Raw genomic sequence first — 16,742 nt, 5'->3', positions numbered from 1 at the left:
ATCGCTCGCATTTTAGCGACCCCGGCGAAACCCGTCAGAAGGCATCGGGAAAATGGCGGGGGAGACGGCCGGGAAGAACCGCGACGATATCGTAGCGCTGCGAAAGGCGGGCGGCATCTCGCCGGCGTGACATCCACACATCGCTCGCGGCGCGAATCCGCGCCTGCGCCGCCTGCGTCACGGCGTCGACGGCAAGTCCGGCCTCCCGCCGCGCCTTGACCTCGACGAAAACGGCGAGATCGCCCTTCAGCGCTACGATATCCACCTCGCCGGCATGGGTCCGGTAGCGGAAGGCGACGACGCGATATCCCTTCAGCGTCAGCCATGCCGCGGCGAGAAACTCGCAAATACGGCCGCGGCGTTCGGCCTTGCGCCGCGCGCCGGTGTGCCGGCTCATGCGCCGCCCTTCAGGTCCAGAAGGCGCTGATAAAGCTGCCGGCGCGGCAGGCCGGTGAGCCGGGCGGCTTCCGTCGCCGCCTGCCCCGCCGACCGATCCGCCGCCAGTTCCTGCAACAACCGGTCCACATCCGCCGGGTCTGCCGCTTCCTCTTCAGACGGCGGGCCGATGACGAGGACGATCTCGCCCTTGACCGTGCGCTCGGCGAAATCGGCGGCGAGTTCGCCGAGCGGGCCGCGGCGAAACTCCTCGAAGGTCTTGGTGAGCTCGCGGCAGACGGAAGCGGGGCGGTCGGCGCCGTATTCCGCCGCGGCGGCGGCGAGTGTCGCGGCAATCCGGTGCGGCGATTCGAAGAAGATCAGCGTCGCGGGCACCGCCGCCAGCTCGCGCAGCCGCTCGCGCCGCGCCTTGTCCCGCGTCGGCAGGAAACCGGCGAAGAGAAAGGCATCGTTCGGCAGGCCGGAGCCGAGAAGGGCCGCCAGCGGCGCGGACGCACCCGGCAGCGGCACGACCCGATGACCGGCCTCGATGGCCCTGACGGCGAGGCGATAGCCCGGATCGGAGACGAGCGGGGTGCCGGCGTCCGAGACCAGCGCCACGGATTTCCCCTCCTCCAGAAAGGCGAGCAGCCTGTCGCCCGCCTCCCCGGCATTGTGCTCGTGATAGGAAAAGGGCCGCTTGCGGATGCCGTAGCGGTCGAGAAGCACGCGGGTCACGCGGGTATCCTCGCACGCCAGCACGTCGGCGGCGGCCAGCGTCTCCAGCCCGCGCAAGGTGATGTCGCCGAGATTGCCGATGGGGGTCGCAACGAGATGGAGGCCGGCGGTCAGCGGCCGGGCGACGATGACGTGATCGTGGATGCGAAAGGTCTTTTCCGATGCGCCTGCCGCCGTTTCGCTGTCCGTCACCGTGTTGATCCGCTCCGTTTCCCGCTGTTTTTCCCTTATGGGTCAAGAGACCGACGCGCCGCAAGTGATGATTTACGGGGAAAGGCGCATGCAAAAATCGGCAAAGCGCATTGCCGCGCGTCGCGGCCCTTGCCAAAGCCCCGGCCATTTTGCAATTTGACTCTCCACCCCGCCGGTTTCATGGCGGGACACATTTCATGCGGCCGGGTCCCGCCCGTCCGAAAAGGTCGAAAACGGTAGTATCCCATGCGTATTACTCTCGAACGCTCGAATCTTCTGAAATCCCTGAACCACGTCCACCGTGTCGTCGAGCGGCGCAATACGATCCCGATTCTCTCCAACGTCCTGCTGCGGGCGGAAGGCGACAGTCTTTCGCTGAAGGCGACCGACCTCGATCTCGAGATCACCGAGGCGACGCCGGCATCCGTCGAACAGGCGGGCGCCACCACCGTTCCGGCCCATCTGCTTTACGAAATCGTCCGCAAGCTTCCCGACGGCTCGGAAGTGCTGCTCGCCACCACCCCGGACGGCGCGGCCATGACGGTCGCATCGGGCCGCTCGAAGTTCTCGCTGCAATGCCTGCCGGAACAGGACTTCCCGGACCTGACGGCCGGCAGCTTCAGCCATTCCTTCAGCCTCAAGGCCACCGACCTGAAGATGCTGATCGACCGGACGCAGTTCGCGATCTCGACCGAAGAGACCCGCTACTACCTGAACGGCATCTATTTCCACACGATCGAAAGCGGCGGCGACCTGAAGCTGCGCGCCGTGGCGACCGACGGCCACCGTCTGGCGCGCGCCGAAGTGGAGGCGCCCTCCGGTTCCGAAGGCATGCCGGGCATCATCATTCCGCGCAAGACCGTGGGCGAGATCCAGAAGCTTTCCGACAATGCCGAAGCCATCGCCAGGGTCGAGCTTTCCGACGCGAAGATCCGCCTGACGGTCGGCTCCATCGTGCTGACGTCGAAGCTGATCGACGGCACCTTCCCCGATTACCAGCGCGTCATTCCCGCCGGCAACGACAAGGAACTGCGCATCGATTGCGGCGCCTTCGCCCAGGCCGTCGACCGCGTGTCCACCATTTCCTCCGAGCGCGGCCGGGCCGTGAAGCTCGCCCTTTCCGAAGGTCAGATGACGCTGACGGTCAACAATCCCGATTCGGGTTCGGCAACCGAGGAACTGTCCGCCACCTACGAGTCCGATCCAATGGAGATCGGCTTCAACGCCAAATACCTGCTCGACATCACCGGCCAGCTCTCCGGCGACGAGGCGATCTTCCTGCTGGCCGACGCCGGATCGCCGACGCTGATCCGCGACACGGCGGGCGGCGATGCACTCTACGTTCTGATGCCGATGCGCGTTTAGGACGACAAATAAGCGTTTCCTTCGGGAACCGTGGCGGGCCTTGCGGATTTGTGCTAGATCAAGCCGCAACGTCTGTCGGTTCAAGGCATGACGTTGTTTGAACTCAGTGGAGAGGACGAGGATGGCATTGCGCCTCAGGGAGAAGATCGAACAGAAATTCGACGAGGAAATCCGTTTCTTCAAAGGCTGGATCGATAAACCGAAGCGGGTGGGCGCGATTTTGCCGACCTCCTCCGTCACGGCGCGGCGAATGGCCAGCGTCATCAACCCCCAATCGGACCTTCCGGTCCTCGAGCTCGGTCCCGGCACCGGGATCATCACCAAGGCAATCCTCGAGCGCGGCATTCCACCGGAGAAGCTGGTCTCGGTCGAGTTCTCGACCGACTTCTACCACCATCTCCTGGAGCACTTCCCGGGGGTGAACTTCATCAACGGCGATGCGTTCGACATCCGCAACACGCTCGGCGAGACCTGGAAGGACCGGAAGTTCGACAGTGTGATCTCGGCCATACCGCTGCTGTCCTTCCCGATGTACCGCCGCGTGCAGCTCATGGAGCAGCTGCTCGAACTCCTGCCGCCCGGCCGGCCGGTGATCCAGATCACCTACGGTCCGGTCTCGCCGGTCATCGCCTGGCCCGACCGCTACCACATCGAGCACTTCGAATTCGTGGTGCGCAATATTCCGCCGGCCCAGCTCTGGATCTACCGCAAGGCCTGACCCGAAACGGAACGACCGATGTTCGGACTGTACATCACCCATCCGCAGGTGACGATCGATCCGGACATCCCCGTGCCGCGCTGGAGCCTTTCCGATGGCGGACGGGCGCGGGTGGAAGCGGCTGCGCGCCAAGCGTGGGTCCAAAGGCTCGGCCGGATCGTTTCCAGCGACGAGACGAAAGCCGTCGAGACGGCGGACATCCTCGCGCGGGCAGCCGGCGTCCCGGTGGAGATCGCCGGCGACACGCATGAGAACGACCGTTCGGCAACCGGTTTCCTGCCGCCGCCGGACTTCGAGAAAGCAGCGGACCAGTTCTTCGCCCGCCCCGAGCAAAGCTTCAGGGGATGGGAGCGCGCCGCCGACGCCCAGGCGCGCATCGTCTCGGCCGTTACCCGCATTCTCGATGCCCACGACCCGCAGGTCCCCATCGCCTTCGTGGGCCACGGCGGTGTCGGCACGCTGCTGAAATGCCATCTCCAGCGCCGGCCGATCGCCCGCGACGAAGACCAGTCTGGCGGCGGCGGCAATCTCTACTGCTTTTCCCTTGCGGATCGCCGCGTCTCGTGCAACTGGACGCCCATCGAAGATTGGCAGGGAGTCTGATCCATGACCGCACGCGACCGCCTGATCGTCGGCCTCGACGTTCCGACCCTCAGGGAAGCCGAAACCATCGTCTCGACGCTCGGCGACGACATCACCTTCTACAAGATCGGCTACCAGCTTCTCTTTGCCGGCGGCATGGGTTTCGCGCGCGAACTGATCGAAAGCGAAAAGCAGGTCTTTCTCGACATGAAGCTGCTCGACATCGACAACACGGTCGCATCCGGCGTCGAGAACATCGCTCGCATGGGCGTTTCCATGCTGACGCTGCATGCCTATCCGAAGGCGATGCGCGCTGCCGTGAAGGCCGCCGCCGGTTCGCCGCTGACCCTGCTCGGCGTGACGGTCCTCACCTCGATGGACGATGCCGACCTGCAGGAAGCGGGTTATGTCGACAGCGCCGAAACGCTGGTCCTCAAGCGGGCCGCCCAGGCGCGCGAGGCGGGAATGGGCGGCATCGTCTGCTCGGCGGAAGAGGCGTCGCGCGTGCGCGACATCCTCGGCCCCGACATGGCGATCGTCACGCCCGGCATCCGCCCGGCCGGCAGCGATCCCGGCGACCAGAAGCGCGTGATGACGCCGGCGCAGGCGCTGAACGCCGGCGCGACGCATCTCGTCGTGGGACGCCCCATCGTCAGGGCCGCCGATCCGCTCGCCGCAGCCCGTGCCATTCTCGACGAGATGAACACCGTACTCGAAGACTGAAGGAGGACAGCAATGGCCAAGGGATACTGGATTGCACGCGTCGATTCGCACGATGCGGAACGCTACAAGGACTATGTGGCCGCCGCCAAACCGGCCTTCGAGAAATACGGCGCGGTCTTCCTCGCCCGCGGTGGCGCGACGACCTCCCTCGAAGGCCAGGCGCGGGCGCGCAACGTAGTGATCGAGTTCCCTTCCGCGCAGGCGGCCATCGATTGCTACAACTCGCCGGAATACCAGATCGCGGCAAAGATCCGGCAGGAAATCGCCGACGGCGAACTGATCGTGGTTGAGGGCGTCTGAGACCTTTTGCGACAGCGCTTCTCTCTTCACCTTCATGGTCGATTAGGCTAAGAAGCGCTATAAGCAGCGCATAGAACCATTCATATTTTTGGAGCCTCTCATGACCCTGGCAAACCTTCCTCCGCTCGTCACCGTTTTCGGGGGGTCTGGCTTCGTCGGACGTTATGTCGTCGGCGCCCTCGCCAAGCGCGGATACCGCATCCGCGTCGCCTGTCGCCGGCCCGATCTCGCGCTCTTTCTTCAGCCGCTCGGCAATGTCGGGCAGATATCCTTCGTGCAGGCCAATCTGCGCTATCCGGAATCGGTTGCGAAGGCCGCCGAAGGCTCCGATCACATTGTCAATTGCGTCGGCCTTCTGTTCGAAAGCGGCAAGAACACCTTCCTCGCCGTCCAGGACAAGGGCGCGGCCGCCGTTGCCGCCGCGGCCAGAGCCGCCGGTGCGAAGCTGACGCATGTCTCGGCCATCGGCGCCGACGCTTCCTCGTCGTCCGCCTACGCCTCCACCAAGGGCCGCGCCGAGAAGGCCGTTCTCGAAGCCGTCCCCGACGCCGTGATCCTGCGCCCGTCCGTGGTGTTCGGCCCGGAGGACGACTTCTTCAACAAGTTCGCCGCGATGGCCAGGCTGTTCCCCGTCCTGCCGCTGATCGGCGGCGGCCAGACGAAATTCCAGCCGGTCTATGCCGGTGACGTCGCCGAAGTGGTGGCCCGCTCGGTCGACGGCACGCTGAAGCCCGGCGCCGTCTACGAACTCGGCGGCGAGGACGTGCTGAGCTTCGAGGACTGTCTCAAGCTGGTTCTCAAGACCATCGGCCGCAAGCGCGTGCTGGTAACGCTGCCCTTCGGCCTCGCCTCGCTGATCGGCAGGATCGCCGAGAAGATCCCGCTGATCACGCCGCCGATCACCGCCGATCAGGTCGAGTTGCTGCACAAGGACAACGTCGTTTCCGCCGCCGCGAAGGAGGCCGGCCTGACCCTCGAGGGCCTCGGCATCGCGCCGGTGCTGATCTCCTCGATCCTGCCGGACTACACCGTGCATTTCCGCCCGCAGGGCCAGTTCACGCGCATGGCGAAGACCGCCTGATCACGCTGCGCAAGGGCGCGCCGGCGGCCTGAATCGATGCGAACCCGGACGCGGAATAGCGGTCCGGGTTTTTCTTTACGTTGCAAAAATGCAGCAGCGGAAAATAATAGCCGTTAACGTACAGTTCAGTATGAACCTCTATTGATATTCTGCGTTTCACAGCATAGACAGCGCCGCAGCACGCAGCGGCCTGTCTATGGGCTGGACAGTGCGTGCGACACCGGAATTTTGAAAGGCACTCCATTATGGGCAAATCCATCGCGCTCTTCTTCGTGTGCGCGGCTTCGATTATCCTGATCGGTTCCTTCCTGTCGCCCGGCACCGTTGCCGCGAGCCGGGCCGAGTGCAGCCCCGCCTACGGCGTGGACCCCTGCGGCTCGGAAGCCGAATGAGTGAAACGAAAAGGGCCGGCTTCTAGCCGGCCCTTTTCGTTGGTCAGCCATGATTTGTCCTTTTTGCAACCTTACAATGGCCTGTCTTTTGTTCGTTTCGGCAGATTTCCGCCCATAGGGGCTGCAAGGGTGCCGCATGCGGGCGATAACGGACACAGCCATATTCCAGTTGAACTCATCCGCCAGCGTTTTTCCCTGAATGACAATTCTTTATCATCATCCCATGTCCGCCGCGTCACGCTTCGTCCGCCTGATTCTCCAGGAATACGGCTTTCAGCACGATCTTGCCGAAGAGCAACCCTGGGAGAAGCGGCGGGAATTCCTGACCCTCAACCCGGCGGGAACCCTGCCGGTCTATGTCGACGACAGCCGGCGTGTCCTGAGCGGCGCAACCGTCATCTCGGAATTCCTCGACGAGACCCACGGGGTTCTGAAACGCGACCGGCGCCTGCTTGCCGAAGACCCGTTCCAGCGCGCCGAGATACGCCGGCTCACGGAATGGTTTCTCGAAAAGATGGAGCAGGACGTGACGAACCCGCTGGTGCGGGAGCGGGTGTTCAAATTGCAGATGCCGGCGGCGATGGGCGGCGGCGCGCCGGATTCGAAGATCCTGCGCATGGCGCGCAACAATGTGCGCCAGCACATGAAATATCTCGGCTGGCTGGCCGCCTCGCGCTCGTGGCTGGCCGGAGACCGGCTGTCCTATGCCGATCTGGCCGCCGCCTCGACGGTTTCGGTGCTGGACTATCTCGGCGAGATCAACTGGCAGGAGAACCCGGAGGCGAAGGAATGGTATCAGCGCCTGAAATCGCGGCCTTCCTTCCGCCCGCTGCTTGCCGAGCGCATTCGCGGCGTCACCCCGGTTTCCCATTACGCCGATCTCGATTTCTGATTTTTCTGTCGCCGTCACCGGCACAAAACGGTTACAGAACGTCCTGTCATCGTTCGGGGAGAAGGCGTGGTCGCAGATCCGGAAGCAAAGGCCCGTAAACGGCGCGAAACGCTGGCAGCGTTCCTGCGCGCGGAAGCGGCCGCCCAGGGCTTCGATCTCTGCCGCGTCACGACGCCGGATGCGATCCCGCTGGCGCCCGAACGGCTGGACGCCTTTCTGGAAGCCGGCCATCACGGCACGATGGAATGGATGGAGCAGACGCGCGAGCGCCGCGCAGACCCCCGCGTGCTGTGGCCGGAGGTCCGCTCCGTCGTCCTCTTCGGCTTCAACTATGGCCCCGAGGAAGACCCGCGGGCGCTATCGGCGCGGCCGGACAAGGCCGTCATCTCCGTCTATGCGCGGCACCGCGACTATCACGACGTCATCAAGGGCAGGCTGAAGGAAATCGCCACGCGCTTCGCCGCCCGCGCCGGGGAAGACGTGAAGGTCTTCGTGGATACCGCACCGGTGATGGAAAAGCCGCTGGCCGCGGCGGCCGGGCTTGGCTGGCAGGGCAAGCACACCAACCTCGTTTCCCGCGAATTCGGCTCCTGGCTGTTTCTCGGAAGCCTGTTCACCACCGCCGAACTGAGCATCGACGAAGCCGAACGCGACCATTGCGGCTCCTGCCGGGCCTGTCTCGACGCCTGCCCGACGAACGCCTTCCCGGCGCCCTACCGGATCGACGCGCGGCGCTGCATCTCCTACCTGACCATCGAGCACAGGGGGACGATCGATCCGGCGCTGCGCCCGCTGTTCGGCAACCGCATCTATGGCTGCGACGACTGTCTTGCCGCCTGTCCCTGGAACAAGTTCGCGCAGGCCGCCTCCGAGATGAAGCTCCGGGCCCGCGACGACCTGAAGGCGCCGGATATCGCCTTCTTCCTCACCTTCGACGACCCAACCTTCCGCAGCTTCTTCTCCGGCTCGCCGGTGAAGCGCATCGGCCGCAACCGCTTCGTGCGCAACGTGCTGATCGCCGCCGGCAATTCCGACAATCGCGGTTTCATCGCTGCCTGCACGGCGCTGCTGGACGACGCCTCGCCCGAGGTGCGCGGCATGGCCGTGTGGGCGCTGGCACGGCTGACGACGCCGGACGAGCTGCGCGCGCTGCGCGACGGCCGCGCCCCGGATGCCGACCCGGACGTCGCCTTGGAATGGACAATGGCAGGAGCCGCCGCATGAATCTGTTGATCCTCGGAGCCGGATATTCCGGCAGCGAAATCGCCCGTGTCTTTTCAGCCGCCGGCTTTTCGGTTTTGGGCACGACCCGCTCGCCCGAAAAGGCCGAACGCCTGCGCGCCGCGGGCATCCACCCTTTTCTGTTCGACGGAACGCAGATCCGCGCGGATCTGCGAGACGCCCTTCACAGCGTGACGCATCTCGTCCAGTCCATCGCGCCGGACGAGGCGGGCGATCCCTTCCTGCGGCTGGCAGGCGACCTTCCCATGCCCGCCCTCGAATGGATCGGATATCTTTCGACCGTCGGCGTCTACGGCAATCATGACGGAGCCTGGGTGGACGAGGAGACGGAATGCCGCCCTGTCTCCGCCCGTTCCCGGGCGCGGGTGGCGACGGAAAGGGACTGGCGCCGCCACGCTGCCGGGCGCGGCCTGCCGGTCGCTTCGCTGCGCCTTTCCGGCATCTATGGGCCGGGCCGCAACGCCTTCGTAAACCTCGCCGCCGGCACGGCCCGGCGCATAGTCAAGCCCGGTCAGGTCTTCAACCGCATTCGTGTCGAGGATATCGGCGCGGCCGCATTCTTTCTTGCCGAACGCGGTGGGGACGGCTTCTACAACGTCACCGACAGCCTGCCTGCGCCGGCCCCCGACGTGGTGACGGAAGCCGCCCGGATCATGGGCGTCGAACCGCCGCCGGAGACGCCTTTCGACCCGTCTTCCATGACGCCGATGGCCCGTTCCTTCTACAGCGAGAACAAGCGCGTTTCGAACGCCCGGATCAACCGCGAAGGCTTTTCGTTCCGCTTCCCGGACTACCATTGCGCGCTCACGGATTTGTGGGAAAGCGACCGCTGGCGGGGCTGACTTCCACGAGCAGCGCAAGGGGCATTCGGAGGAAAATTCCAGAGAGAGCCCCATTTTTGTCCGTTTGTTCTCCATTTCCGCCACTTCAAGCCTTAAAGAATCCGCATGTCGGGCAGACTTTGCGGCGTGCGAGAAAATTTATTTCTCTCATTTTCGTGATCGCGCGTCATCCGCCCGGGCGGAACGCCGTCCTTCCACCAGGGTTACTGAATCATAAACGCTTTTTGGGATACAACCGCGATCCATAGCCCGATATGTTCAATCCGGTTGCATCACGATTATTACACTATGTAATGTTTCGTGATCGAAAGTGGCCGTTTTTTGCCATTTTTCGCCGCCTTTAAGCCCGCCGACGCGCAAGCGGACGTTTAATGGCACAGGAAATTACGGTTTGACCATCAAGAAGCCCCTCATGCTCGCTGCCGCTTCGGCAGTTCTTCTCTCTGCATTCGTTACTTCCTCCGAGGCATCCACACCTCAAAATTGTGGCGGTGCCTCCTGGTATGCGCTGACCTCCCGCACCGCCTCGGGCGAACGGATGAACGCCGCCCACCTGACCGCGGCCCACCGCTCGCTGAAGTTCGGCACCAAGGTGAAAGTGACAAACCGCAAGAACGGCAAGAGCGTGATCGTGCGCATCAACGACCGCGGCCCGTTCATTAAGGGCCGGGTGATCGATCTTTCCAAGGCCGCCGCCCACCAGATCGGCATGGTGCAATCCGGCGTCGCCCATGTCTGCTTCCAGAGCGTCGGCTAGGAGCCCGCACAAGAGAAGGCTTGCCCTCGGGCCTTTTCGCCGCTAGGAGCCCGGTTCTATTCTCTCGGCGCCGGCATTTCCCAAGACCCTCACGGCGCCGGCAGGTTTTGAGACGGCGTCAGCTGTCCTGCCCGGACCCATGCGGCCCGGGAGGCGGGCGCCAGTACCGGGAGACGGAACATGCGGCTGGGCGGCAGACTGAGCGGAGCCATCGAGGTTCTGAACGACATAGAGACGCGCAAGCGTCCCGTCGCCGACGCGCTGAAGGACTGGGGTCTCGCGCACCGTTTCGCAGGCTCTGGCGACCGCGCCGCTATCGGCAACATCGTCTACGACGCCCTGCGCAAGCGTCTCTCCCATGCCTGGCTCATGGACGACGACAGCCCCTTCGCGCTGGGCTATGCCGTCCTGCTGCGGCAATGGGGCCTTTCGCCCGAAGCGCTCGGGGCGGAGTTCGAAGGCGACCGTTTCGCCCCCGCTCCCTTGTCCGCCGAACATCTCGCCGCCTTCTCCCGCCGCCCGCTTTCAGACGCGCCGCTGCATGTCCAGGGCGACATTCCCGAATGGGTCGAACCCTCGCTCGTCTCCGCCTTCGGCGACCGCTGGATTGCCGAGGCCGAGGCGCTGACCGAACGCCCGACACTCGACCTGCGCGTCAACACGCTGAAGGCCGAACGCCCCAAGGTGCTCAGGGCGCTGGAGCGCTCCGGCGCCGCCGCCTGCAAAACCGCGCGCTTCGGCATTCGCATTCCGGCCGGCGAGCAGAGCGCACGCCTTCCTAACGTGACAGCGGAGATTTCGTTCCAGAAAGGCTGGTTCGAAGTTCAGGACGAAGGTTCGCAGATCGTCGCCGATCTGGTCACGCCGCAGGAGGGCGAGCAGGTGCTCGACTATTGCGCCGGCGGCGGCGGCAAGACGCTGGCGATGGCCGCGGCCATGAACAACAAGGGGCAGGTTCACGCCTACGATGCCGATTCGCGGCGGCTCGCGCCGATCATCGAACGGCTGAAACGGGCCGGCACCCGCAATGTCCAGGTCCATGACAGGGACGCGGAACTCGAAAAGCTGCACGGCCGCATGGACCGCGTTCTGGTCGACGCGCCCTGCACCGGCACGGGCACATGGCGACGCCGCCCGGACACCAAGTGGCGGCTGACCCCGCGCAACCTCGAGGAACGGATCATCCAGCAGCAGGACGCGCTGGCGCAGGCCAGCCGCTTCGTTCGCGACGGCGGCTCCCTCTATTACGTCACATGCTCGGTACTGCCGGAGGAAAACGACCGGCAGATGGAGGCCTTCACCGCCGCCAATCCGGCCTTCGAGGTGGTATCGGCGCTGCCCGCCTGGGACCACCTCTACGGCGCGGATGCGGTCCGGCCGATCAGCCGCGACGGAAAGACGCTGACACTGACGCCGGCCACGACCGACACGGACGGCTTTTTCTTCTGCCACCTGAAGCGCCGGGGCTGAACCGGTTCGCGGGCGACTTGCCGAAGCGGCAGGCCCGTGCCACTCTCGGCGAAAACAGGGAGGAGAGGATGAGCGAAGGACATGCTGCGGCTGTCCAGGCCCGCATCGAGGAGAATTTCAGGCGGCAGCCGGCGCTGAGGAGCATGGGCGCCGAACTGACCCGGATCGGCCACGGGCTGGTGGAACTGGAACTGCCCTTCAGCGAGAAGATGACCCAGCAGCATGGCTGGCTGCATGGCGGCGCCATCGCCGCCGGGCTCGATTCCGCCTGCGGCCTTGCCGCCTACACGCTGATCGATGCCGACGCCTCGGTCCTGACCATCGAATTCAAGGTGAACCTTTTGTCGCCGGGACGCGGCGAGCGCTTTCTCTTCCACGGAGAGATCACCAAGCCCGGCTCGACCATCATCGTCGCCGACGGGCGCGCCTATGCGCTGACCGACGGGCCCGCCAAGCTGATCGCCTCCATGACCAGCACGCTGATGATCGTGCGCGGGCGCGAGGACATCCAGCAATGACATGGAAGCCGAAGACCGTCGGCAAAACGGCGATCCTCTACGTCATGGCGGCGAAGGCCGAATACGGCCCGCATCTTCAGGCCCGCATCGCGCCGCTGATGACCGGGGTCGGCCCGGTTGAGGCTGCGGTCGCGCTGACCCGGGCGCTCGGGGAACTCGCGGCGCGCAATGCGCTGCCCGATATCGTCGTTTCACTCGGCTCGGCGGGTTCCGCAAGCCTCGAGCAGACGGAAATCTATCAGGCTTCTTCCGTGTCCTATCGCGACATGGACGCCTCGCCGCTCGGCTTCGAGAAGGGCCGCACGCCTTTCCTCGACCTGCCGGCCGCCATTCCCCTGCCCTGCACGCTGCCGGGCATTCCCGCCGCGCGCCTGTCCACCGGCGCGAACATCGTATCGGGCGCCGCCTACGACGCCATCGACGCCGACATGGTGGACATGGAGACGTTCGCGCTGCTCCGGGCATGCCAGGCTTTCGGCGTTGCACTGATCGGCCTGCGCGGCATTTCCGACGGGCGGGCGGAATTGCGGCACGTCGACGACTGGACCGAATATCTCCATGTCATCGACGAAAAGCTGGCCCAGGCCGTCGACCGGCTGGAAGCGCTGGCGGCGGATGGACGGCTGATCGGCTGAAAGGCCGGCTGCCCTCATTTCTCCGGTTGCGAAAAGCGGCAAAAGCCATTAGAGCCATCGACAATTCAATTGGAATTGCCGAACCGCTGCCTCGTCTTGTCTCGTCGCAATTCGGGACGGACAACCGTTTCACACTTTCCTGGACTTGCTCTGACCGCGCCATGACCCAGACAGCCCATCACGACACCATCCTCATCATCGACTTCGGCAGCCAGGTGACGCAGCTCATTGCGCGCCGCGTGCGCGAAACCGGCGTCTACTGCGAGATTCACCCGTTCAACTCGGCGGCGGAAGCCTTTGCCCGATTGAACCCGAAGGGCGTGATCTTCTCCGGCGGCCCGGCTTCGGTGACGGCGGAAGGCAGCCCCCGCGCCCCGCAGGCGGTGTTCGATTCGGGCGTTCCGATCCTCGGCATCTGCTACGGCCAGCAGACGCTCTGCACCCAGCTCGGCGGCGTGGTCGAGGGCGGCCATGCGGCGGAATTCGGCCGCGCCGATATCGAGATCAAGGCGGCAAGCCCGCTGTTCGACGGCTTCTGGGAAACGGGCAAGCGCTATCCGGTGTGGATGAGCCACGGCGACCGCGTGACGAAGCTTCCCGAAGGCTTCAAGGTCATCGCGACCTCGGAAAACGCCCCTTTCGCCATCGCGGCCGACGAGAGCCACCATTACTACACCACCATGTTCCATCCGGAAGTGGTGCACACGCCGGACGGCGGCAAGCTGCTCGCCAATTTCGTCCACAAGATCGTCGGCCTGAAATCCGACTGGACAATGGCGGCCTACCGCGCCGAAATGGTCCGCAAGATCCGCGAGCAGGTCGGCTCCGAACGCGTTCTTTGCGCGCTTTCCGGCGGCGTCGATTCCTCCGTGGCGGCCATCCTCATCCACGAGGCCATCGGCGACCAGCTCACCTGCGTCTTCGTCGATCACGGCCTGATGCGCCTGAACGAGGCCGACGAAGTGGTCTCGATGTTCCGCGACCACTACAACATCCCGCTGGTCCACGTCGATGCGGCCGACCGTTTCATCGGCGAGCTGGAAGGCGTTGCCGACCCGGAAACCAAGCGCAAGATCATCGGCCGCCTGTTCATCGAGGTGTTCGAGGACGAGGCGAAGACGATCGCCGCCGACGGCAAGGGCGCTCCGAGCTTCCTCGCCCAGGGCACGCTTTATCCGGACGTGATCGAAAGCGTCTCCTTCTCCGGCGGCCCTTCGGTCACGATCAAGAGCCACCACAATGTCGGCGGCCTGCCCGAGCGCATGAACATGAAGCTCGTCGAGCCCTTGCGCGAACTCTTCAAGGACGAGGTGCGCGCGCTCGGCCGCGAACTCGGCCTGCCCGACCGCTTCATCGGCCGCCATCCCTTCCCCGGCCCGGGGCTCGCCATCCGCTGCCCCGGCGGCGTGACGCGCGAGAAGCTCGACATCCTGCGCAAGGCCGACGCCGTCTATCTCGACGAAATCCGCAAGGCCGGCCTCTACGACACGATCTGGCAGGCCTTCGCCGTGCTTCTGCCGGTGCAGACCGTGGGCGTGATGGGCGACTACCGCACCTACGATTTCGTCTGCGCGCTACGCGCCGTCACCTCCGTCGACGGCATGACGGCGGATTTCTACCCCTACGACATGAACTTCCTCGGCCGCGCGGCAACGCGCATCATCAACGAGGTCAAGGGCATCAACCGCGTCGTCTACGACATCACCTCGAAGCCCCCCGGCACCATCGAGTGGGAATGATTCAGGCTCATCCGAACGCCGCCGATGGCGCGCCAATACGCGTATAGCGGAAGAGAGACAGGTCGAGCATCGCTACCAGTTCCCGTTATTCGGCCGTGGCCCCGGCGGGAGGGGTGAAGCCTGCAACGAGTTCGGCGGAATGCCTCCAGAGCCGTTCGGCCTCGCCAGGATCGGTTGCATAGGAGCGAACGCCGGAGAACGGCTCATTGATCGCTTCGGCACATGCGGCCACGTCGCAATCTTCGCAATAGAGGCCGCCGAGGTTGGCGAGTTGGGGCGAAGTCGCGGCCCATACCGCTGTCGCCGCGCCTTGCTCCGGCGTCTTGAAAGTGGGATCGGCTGGAGAGCCGTCCGTAGCGAGCCAGCCGGCCGCGATCATTTCCGCCTGCGACAGATGCCGTTGTAGCGGCGTGAAGATCTTGCCCGGATGCAGCGAGAAGGCACGAATGCCGGATTCGCGGCCCAACGTGTCGAGATGGACGGCAAAGAGCACGTTGGCCGTCTTCGACTGGCCATAGGCGAGCCATTTGTCATAGCCCTGCTCGAACTGCATATCGTCCCAGCGGATCGGTGAATTGTGATGACCGGCCGACGACACGGAAACGACGCGCGCACCACCCCTCAGCGCCGGCCAAAGCCGATTGGTCAGCGCGAAATGCCCGAGATGATTGATGGCGAACTGCGCTTCCCAGCCCGGTCCGACGCGCGTTTCCGGGCAGGCCATGAGGCCGGCGTTGTTGATGAGCGTGTCGATATGGCTGCCTGCGGCGAGGATACGATCTGCGAAGGACTGCACGCTGGCGAGGTCCGACAGGTCCAGTTTCTCGACGCTTACGCCGCCAATCTCAGAGGTGGCTTTCTCCGCCGAAGCCGGATCGCGCGACGCGACGATCACCGTCGCGCCCGCGCTGGCCAGCGCCTTCGTCGTTTCGAGCCCCAGCCCGGAGTGCCCGCCGGTGACGATGGCCCGCTTGCCGGAAAGATCGAGGCCGGTGAGCACTTCGCAGGCTGTTGTCCTCGCTCCGAAGCCGGAGCCGAGCGGTTTTTGACGATCGGTCATGAGGTTCTCCTGTCATTCTGGATGTTCAGGAGAACATCCACGCTGGAGGCCGAACGATCCATGCTATAGAGTACGAACCTCCTTCTTGATCGTTCGGATTTGCCACCGTGGACCCTTTGTCCGATGTCCTTTCCCTGCTACGGCCAAAAAGCGCGATCAGCGCCGGCCTCGATGCGGGCGGCGATTGGGCGATCCGCTTCCCGCCGCATGAGGGAATCAAGTTCAACGCGGTGATGCGCGGATCCTGCTGGGTGCAGGTCGAAGGCGAACCGGAGGCGCAGAGGATCGAGGCCGGCGACTGCTTTCTCCTCACGCGCGGCCGGTCTTTCCAGTTCGCGACCGATCTTGCGCTGCCGGCAATAGAGTCCACGACGATCTACGACCGGGCCGTGGACGGTATCGCCACCTGCAACGGCGGCGGCGACTTCTTTCTGATCGGCGGCCGGTTTTCCTTTGAGGGCGATCACGCGGCGCTGTTGTTCGATGCCCTGCCAGCGGTCCTTCACGTTCACGATGCTTCCGCACAAGCGGCCGTGCTGCGCTGGTCGCTGGAACAACTGGCCGACGAGCTCAGGGCACGGCCGCCCGGCGGCGCGCTGATGGCGGAGCATCTTTCGCAGATCATGCTGTTGCAGGTGCTTCGACTGTGGCTTGCGTCCGAAGCCACGAAAGCGCCGGGCTGGCTGGGTGCGTTGTCGGACCCGCGCCTTTCCCGCGCCATCGGAGCGATGCACGCCGAGCCGGGCCGGAAGTGGACTGTGGCCGAACTCGCCGGCGTCGCCGGCATGTCGAGAACCAGTTTTGCCGAGCGCTTCCGCAACGCGGTCGGGCGGACGCCGCTCGATTATCTCATCAACTGGCGCATGCGGTCGGCGGCAGACCGATTGCGGCGAACCGACGAGCGGCTTCCCGCTATTGCCTCGTCGGTGGGCTACGAATCGGAGGCGGCATTCAGCACGACCTTCCGCCGTATCATGGGAACCTCGCCCGGACGCTACAGGGGCGCCGCAGACGTTGCGTCCGAGGGTCCCGTCACAGACCGGCATGAATCGACCGCCTGACATCTTCCGGAAACCCACGCCGGACGGTTAAAGGTCTGGAAGCTTGCGCCAATGCCGTTT

19 protein-coding genes are annotated in these 16,742 nt (G+C 64.8%); 16 read left to right on the top strand and 3 right to left on the bottom strand.

Going from position 1 to position 16,742, the window contains the following annotated elements; translation table 11 throughout:
• Window positions 1-34: 34 nt before the first annotated feature.
• Both NOF55_RS01305 and rsmI read right to left on the bottom strand, forming a co-directional pair.
• Window positions 35-397, bottom strand: a complete 363-nt coding sequence (locus NOF55_RS01305; protein WP_306409508.1) for a YraN family protein — start codon at window positions 395-397, stop codon at window positions 35-37.
• Window positions 394-1,305 (bottom strand): 16S rRNA (cytidine(1402)-2'-O)-methyltransferase, encoded by a 912-nt coding sequence (rsmI, locus tag NOF55_RS01300; protein ID WP_306409507.1) that lies wholly within the window; start codon window positions 1,303-1,305, stop codon window positions 394-396. Before rsmI ends, NOF55_RS01305 begins: the two co-directional genes overlap by 4 nt.
• 246 nt (window positions 1,306-1,551) lie before the next feature.
• On the opposite strand from rsmI, the gene dnaN reads away from it, so the two are divergent.
• The 15 genes from dnaN (at window position 1,552) to guaA (ending at window position 14,561) form a co-directional block, all read left to right on the top strand.
• Window positions 1,552-2,670, top strand: coding sequence for a DNA polymerase III subunit beta (gene dnaN, locus NOF55_RS01295; RefSeq protein ID WP_306409506.1), 1,119 nt, complete (start codon window positions 1,552-1,554; stop codon window positions 2,668-2,670).
• A gap of 121 nt (window positions 2,671-2,791) precedes the next feature.
• The gene (gene pmtA / locus NOF55_RS01290) at window positions 2,792-3,388 is read left to right on the top strand and encodes a phospholipid N-methyltransferase PmtA (RefSeq protein WP_306409505.1); all 597 of its coding nucleotides are present in this window, start codon (window positions 2,792-2,794) and stop codon (window positions 3,386-3,388) included.
• Window positions 3,389-3,406: 18 nt separating this feature from the next.
• On the top strand, window positions 3,407-3,991 hold the full coding sequence (locus tag NOF55_RS01285) for a histidine phosphatase family protein (RefSeq protein ID WP_306409504.1): 585 nt from the start codon (window positions 3,407-3,409) through the stop codon (window positions 3,989-3,991).
• 3 nt (window positions 3,992-3,994) lie between these two features.
• Complete coding sequence (gene pyrF, locus NOF55_RS01280; RefSeq protein WP_306409503.1) at window positions 3,995-4,693, top strand: orotidine-5'-phosphate decarboxylase; 699 nt, start codon at window positions 3,995-3,997, stop codon at window positions 4,691-4,693.
• A 12-nt stretch (window positions 4,694-4,705) separates the two neighbouring features.
• Window positions 4,706-4,993 (top strand): DUF1330 domain-containing protein, encoded by a 288-nt coding sequence (locus tag NOF55_RS01275; RefSeq protein ID WP_306409502.1) that lies wholly within the window; start codon window positions 4,706-4,708, stop codon window positions 4,991-4,993.
• A 100-nt stretch (window positions 4,994-5,093) separates the two neighbouring features.
• Window positions 5,094-6,074: a complex I NDUFA9 subunit family protein gene (locus tag NOF55_RS01270; protein WP_306409501.1), complete on the top strand. Its 981-nt coding sequence runs from the start codon at window positions 5,094-5,096 to the stop codon at window positions 6,072-6,074.
• A 245-nt stretch (window positions 6,075-6,319) separates the two neighbouring features.
• Complete coding sequence (locus NOF55_RS01265) at window positions 6,320-6,466, top strand: hypothetical protein (RefSeq protein ID WP_306409500.1); 147 nt, start codon at window positions 6,320-6,322, stop codon at window positions 6,464-6,466.
• Window positions 6,467-6,665: 199 nt separating this feature from the next.
• Window positions 6,666-7,358 carry a glutathione S-transferase family protein gene (locus NOF55_RS01260; protein ID WP_306409499.1) on the top strand — a complete coding sequence of 231 codons (693 nt, stop codon included), beginning with the start codon at window positions 6,666-6,668 and terminating at the stop codon, window positions 7,356-7,358.
• Between the two features lie 66 nt (window positions 7,359-7,424).
• On the top strand, window positions 7,425-8,582 hold the full coding sequence (gene queG / locus NOF55_RS01255) for a tRNA epoxyqueuosine(34) reductase QueG (RefSeq protein WP_306409498.1): 1,158 nt from the start codon (window positions 7,425-7,427) through the stop codon (window positions 8,580-8,582).
• Complete coding sequence (locus NOF55_RS01250; RefSeq protein ID WP_306409497.1) at window positions 8,579-9,442, top strand: SDR family oxidoreductase; 864 nt, start codon at window positions 8,579-8,581, stop codon at window positions 9,440-9,442. The genes queG and NOF55_RS01250 overlap by 4 nt, the downstream gene beginning before the upstream one ends.
• A gap of 412 nt (window positions 9,443-9,854) precedes the next feature.
• Window positions 9,855-10,199, top strand: a complete 345-nt coding sequence (locus NOF55_RS01245; protein WP_306410164.1) for a septal ring lytic transglycosylase RlpA family protein — start codon at window positions 9,855-9,857, stop codon at window positions 10,197-10,199.
• 180 nt (window positions 10,200-10,379) lie between these two features.
• Window positions 10,380-11,669: an RsmB/NOP family class I SAM-dependent RNA methyltransferase gene (locus NOF55_RS01240; RefSeq protein WP_306409496.1), complete on the top strand. Its 1,290-nt coding sequence runs from the start codon at window positions 10,380-10,382 to the stop codon at window positions 11,667-11,669.
• Window positions 11,670-11,737: 68 nt separating this feature from the next.
• Entirely contained in the window at window positions 11,738-12,187 is a 450-nt protein-coding gene (locus tag NOF55_RS01235) for a PaaI family thioesterase (RefSeq protein ID WP_306409495.1), read from the top strand.
• Window positions 12,184-12,822 carry a 5'-methylthioadenosine/S-adenosylhomocysteine nucleosidase gene (locus NOF55_RS01230; RefSeq protein ID WP_306409494.1) on the top strand — a complete coding sequence of 213 codons (639 nt, stop codon included), beginning with the start codon at window positions 12,184-12,186 and terminating at the stop codon, window positions 12,820-12,822. Before NOF55_RS01235 ends, NOF55_RS01230 begins: the two co-directional genes overlap by 4 nt.
• Window positions 12,823-12,983: 161 nt before the next feature.
• Window positions 12,984-14,561: a glutamine-hydrolyzing GMP synthase gene (gene guaA, locus NOF55_RS01225; protein WP_306409493.1), complete on the top strand. Its 1,578-nt coding sequence runs from the start codon at window positions 12,984-12,986 to the stop codon at window positions 14,559-14,561.
• A gap of 85 nt (window positions 14,562-14,646) precedes the next feature.
• On the opposite strand, the gene NOF55_RS01220 is transcribed toward guaA, so the two are convergent.
• Entirely contained in the window at window positions 14,647-15,621 is a 975-nt protein-coding gene (locus tag NOF55_RS01220) for an SDR family NAD(P)-dependent oxidoreductase (RefSeq protein ID WP_306409492.1), read from the bottom strand.
• A 107-nt stretch (window positions 15,622-15,728) separates the two neighbouring features.
• Here NOF55_RS01220 and NOF55_RS01215 point away from each other — a divergent pair, with 107 nt between their 5' ends.
• On the top strand, window positions 15,729-16,682 hold the full coding sequence (locus tag NOF55_RS01215) for an AraC family transcriptional regulator (RefSeq protein ID WP_306409491.1): 954 nt from the start codon (window positions 15,729-15,731) through the stop codon (window positions 16,680-16,682).
• Window positions 16,683-16,742: the final 60 nt, after the last annotated feature.

The organism is Ectorhizobium quercum, from assembly GCF_026552795.1.
Lineage (GTDB): Bacteria > Pseudomonadota > Alphaproteobacteria > Rhizobiales > Rhizobiaceae > Ectorhizobium > Ectorhizobium quercum.
This window is presented reverse-complemented; position numbering and strand designations above follow the sequence as displayed.

Excerpts from the sequence above, each read along its gene's own strand:
- NOF55_RS01250 (WP_306409497.1), top strand. The coding sequence starts at position 8,579 with ATGAATCTGTTGATCCTCGGAGCCGGATATTCCGGCAGCGAAATCGCC.
- NOF55_RS01235 (WP_306409495.1), top strand. The coding sequence starts at position 11,738 with ATGAGCGAAGGACATGCTGCGGCTGTCCAGGCCCGCATCGAGGAGAAT.
- pyrF (WP_306409503.1), top strand. The coding sequence starts at position 3,995 with ATGACCGCACGCGACCGCCTGATCGTCGGCCTCGACGTTCCGACCCTC.
- NOF55_RS01265 (WP_306409500.1), top strand. The coding sequence starts at position 6,320 with ATGGGCAAATCCATCGCGCTCTTCTTCGTGTGCGCGGCTTCGATTATC.
- NOF55_RS01285 (WP_306409504.1), top strand. The coding sequence starts at position 3,407 with ATGTTCGGACTGTACATCACCCATCCGCAGGTGACGATCGATCCGGAC.
- NOF55_RS01260 (WP_306409499.1), top strand. The coding sequence starts at position 6,666 with ATGACAATTCTTTATCATCATCCCATGTCCGCCGCGTCACGCTTCGTC.
- pmtA (WP_306409505.1), top strand. The coding sequence starts at position 2,792 with ATGGCATTGCGCCTCAGGGAGAAGATCGAACAGAAATTCGACGAGGAA.
- dnaN (WP_306409506.1), top strand. The coding sequence starts at position 1,552 with ATGCGTATTACTCTCGAACGCTCGAATCTTCTGAAATCCCTGAACCAC.
- NOF55_RS01240 (WP_306409496.1), top strand. The coding sequence starts at position 10,380 with ATGCGGCTGGGCGGCAGACTGAGCGGAGCCATCGAGGTTCTGAACGAC.
- NOF55_RS01245 (WP_306410164.1), top strand. The coding sequence starts at position 9,855 with ATGCTCGCTGCCGCTTCGGCAGTTCTTCTCTCTGCATTCGTTACTTCC.
- NOF55_RS01270 (WP_306409501.1), top strand. The coding sequence starts at position 5,094 with ATGACCCTGGCAAACCTTCCTCCGCTCGTCACCGTTTTCGGGGGGTCT.
- NOF55_RS01220 (WP_306409492.1), bottom strand. The coding sequence starts at position 15,621 with ATGACCGATCGTCAAAAACCGCTCGGCTCCGGCTTCGGAGCGAGGACA.
- NOF55_RS01305 (WP_306409508.1), bottom strand. The coding sequence starts at position 397 with ATGAGCCGGCACACCGGCGCGCGGCGCAAGGCCGAACGCCGCGGCCGT.
- guaA (WP_306409493.1), top strand. The coding sequence starts at position 12,984 with ATGACCCAGACAGCCCATCACGACACCATCCTCATCATCGACTTCGGC.
- NOF55_RS01275 (WP_306409502.1), top strand. The coding sequence starts at position 4,706 with ATGGCCAAGGGATACTGGATTGCACGCGTCGATTCGCACGATGCGGAA.
- NOF55_RS01230 (WP_306409494.1), top strand. The coding sequence starts at position 12,184 with ATGACATGGAAGCCGAAGACCGTCGGCAAAACGGCGATCCTCTACGTC.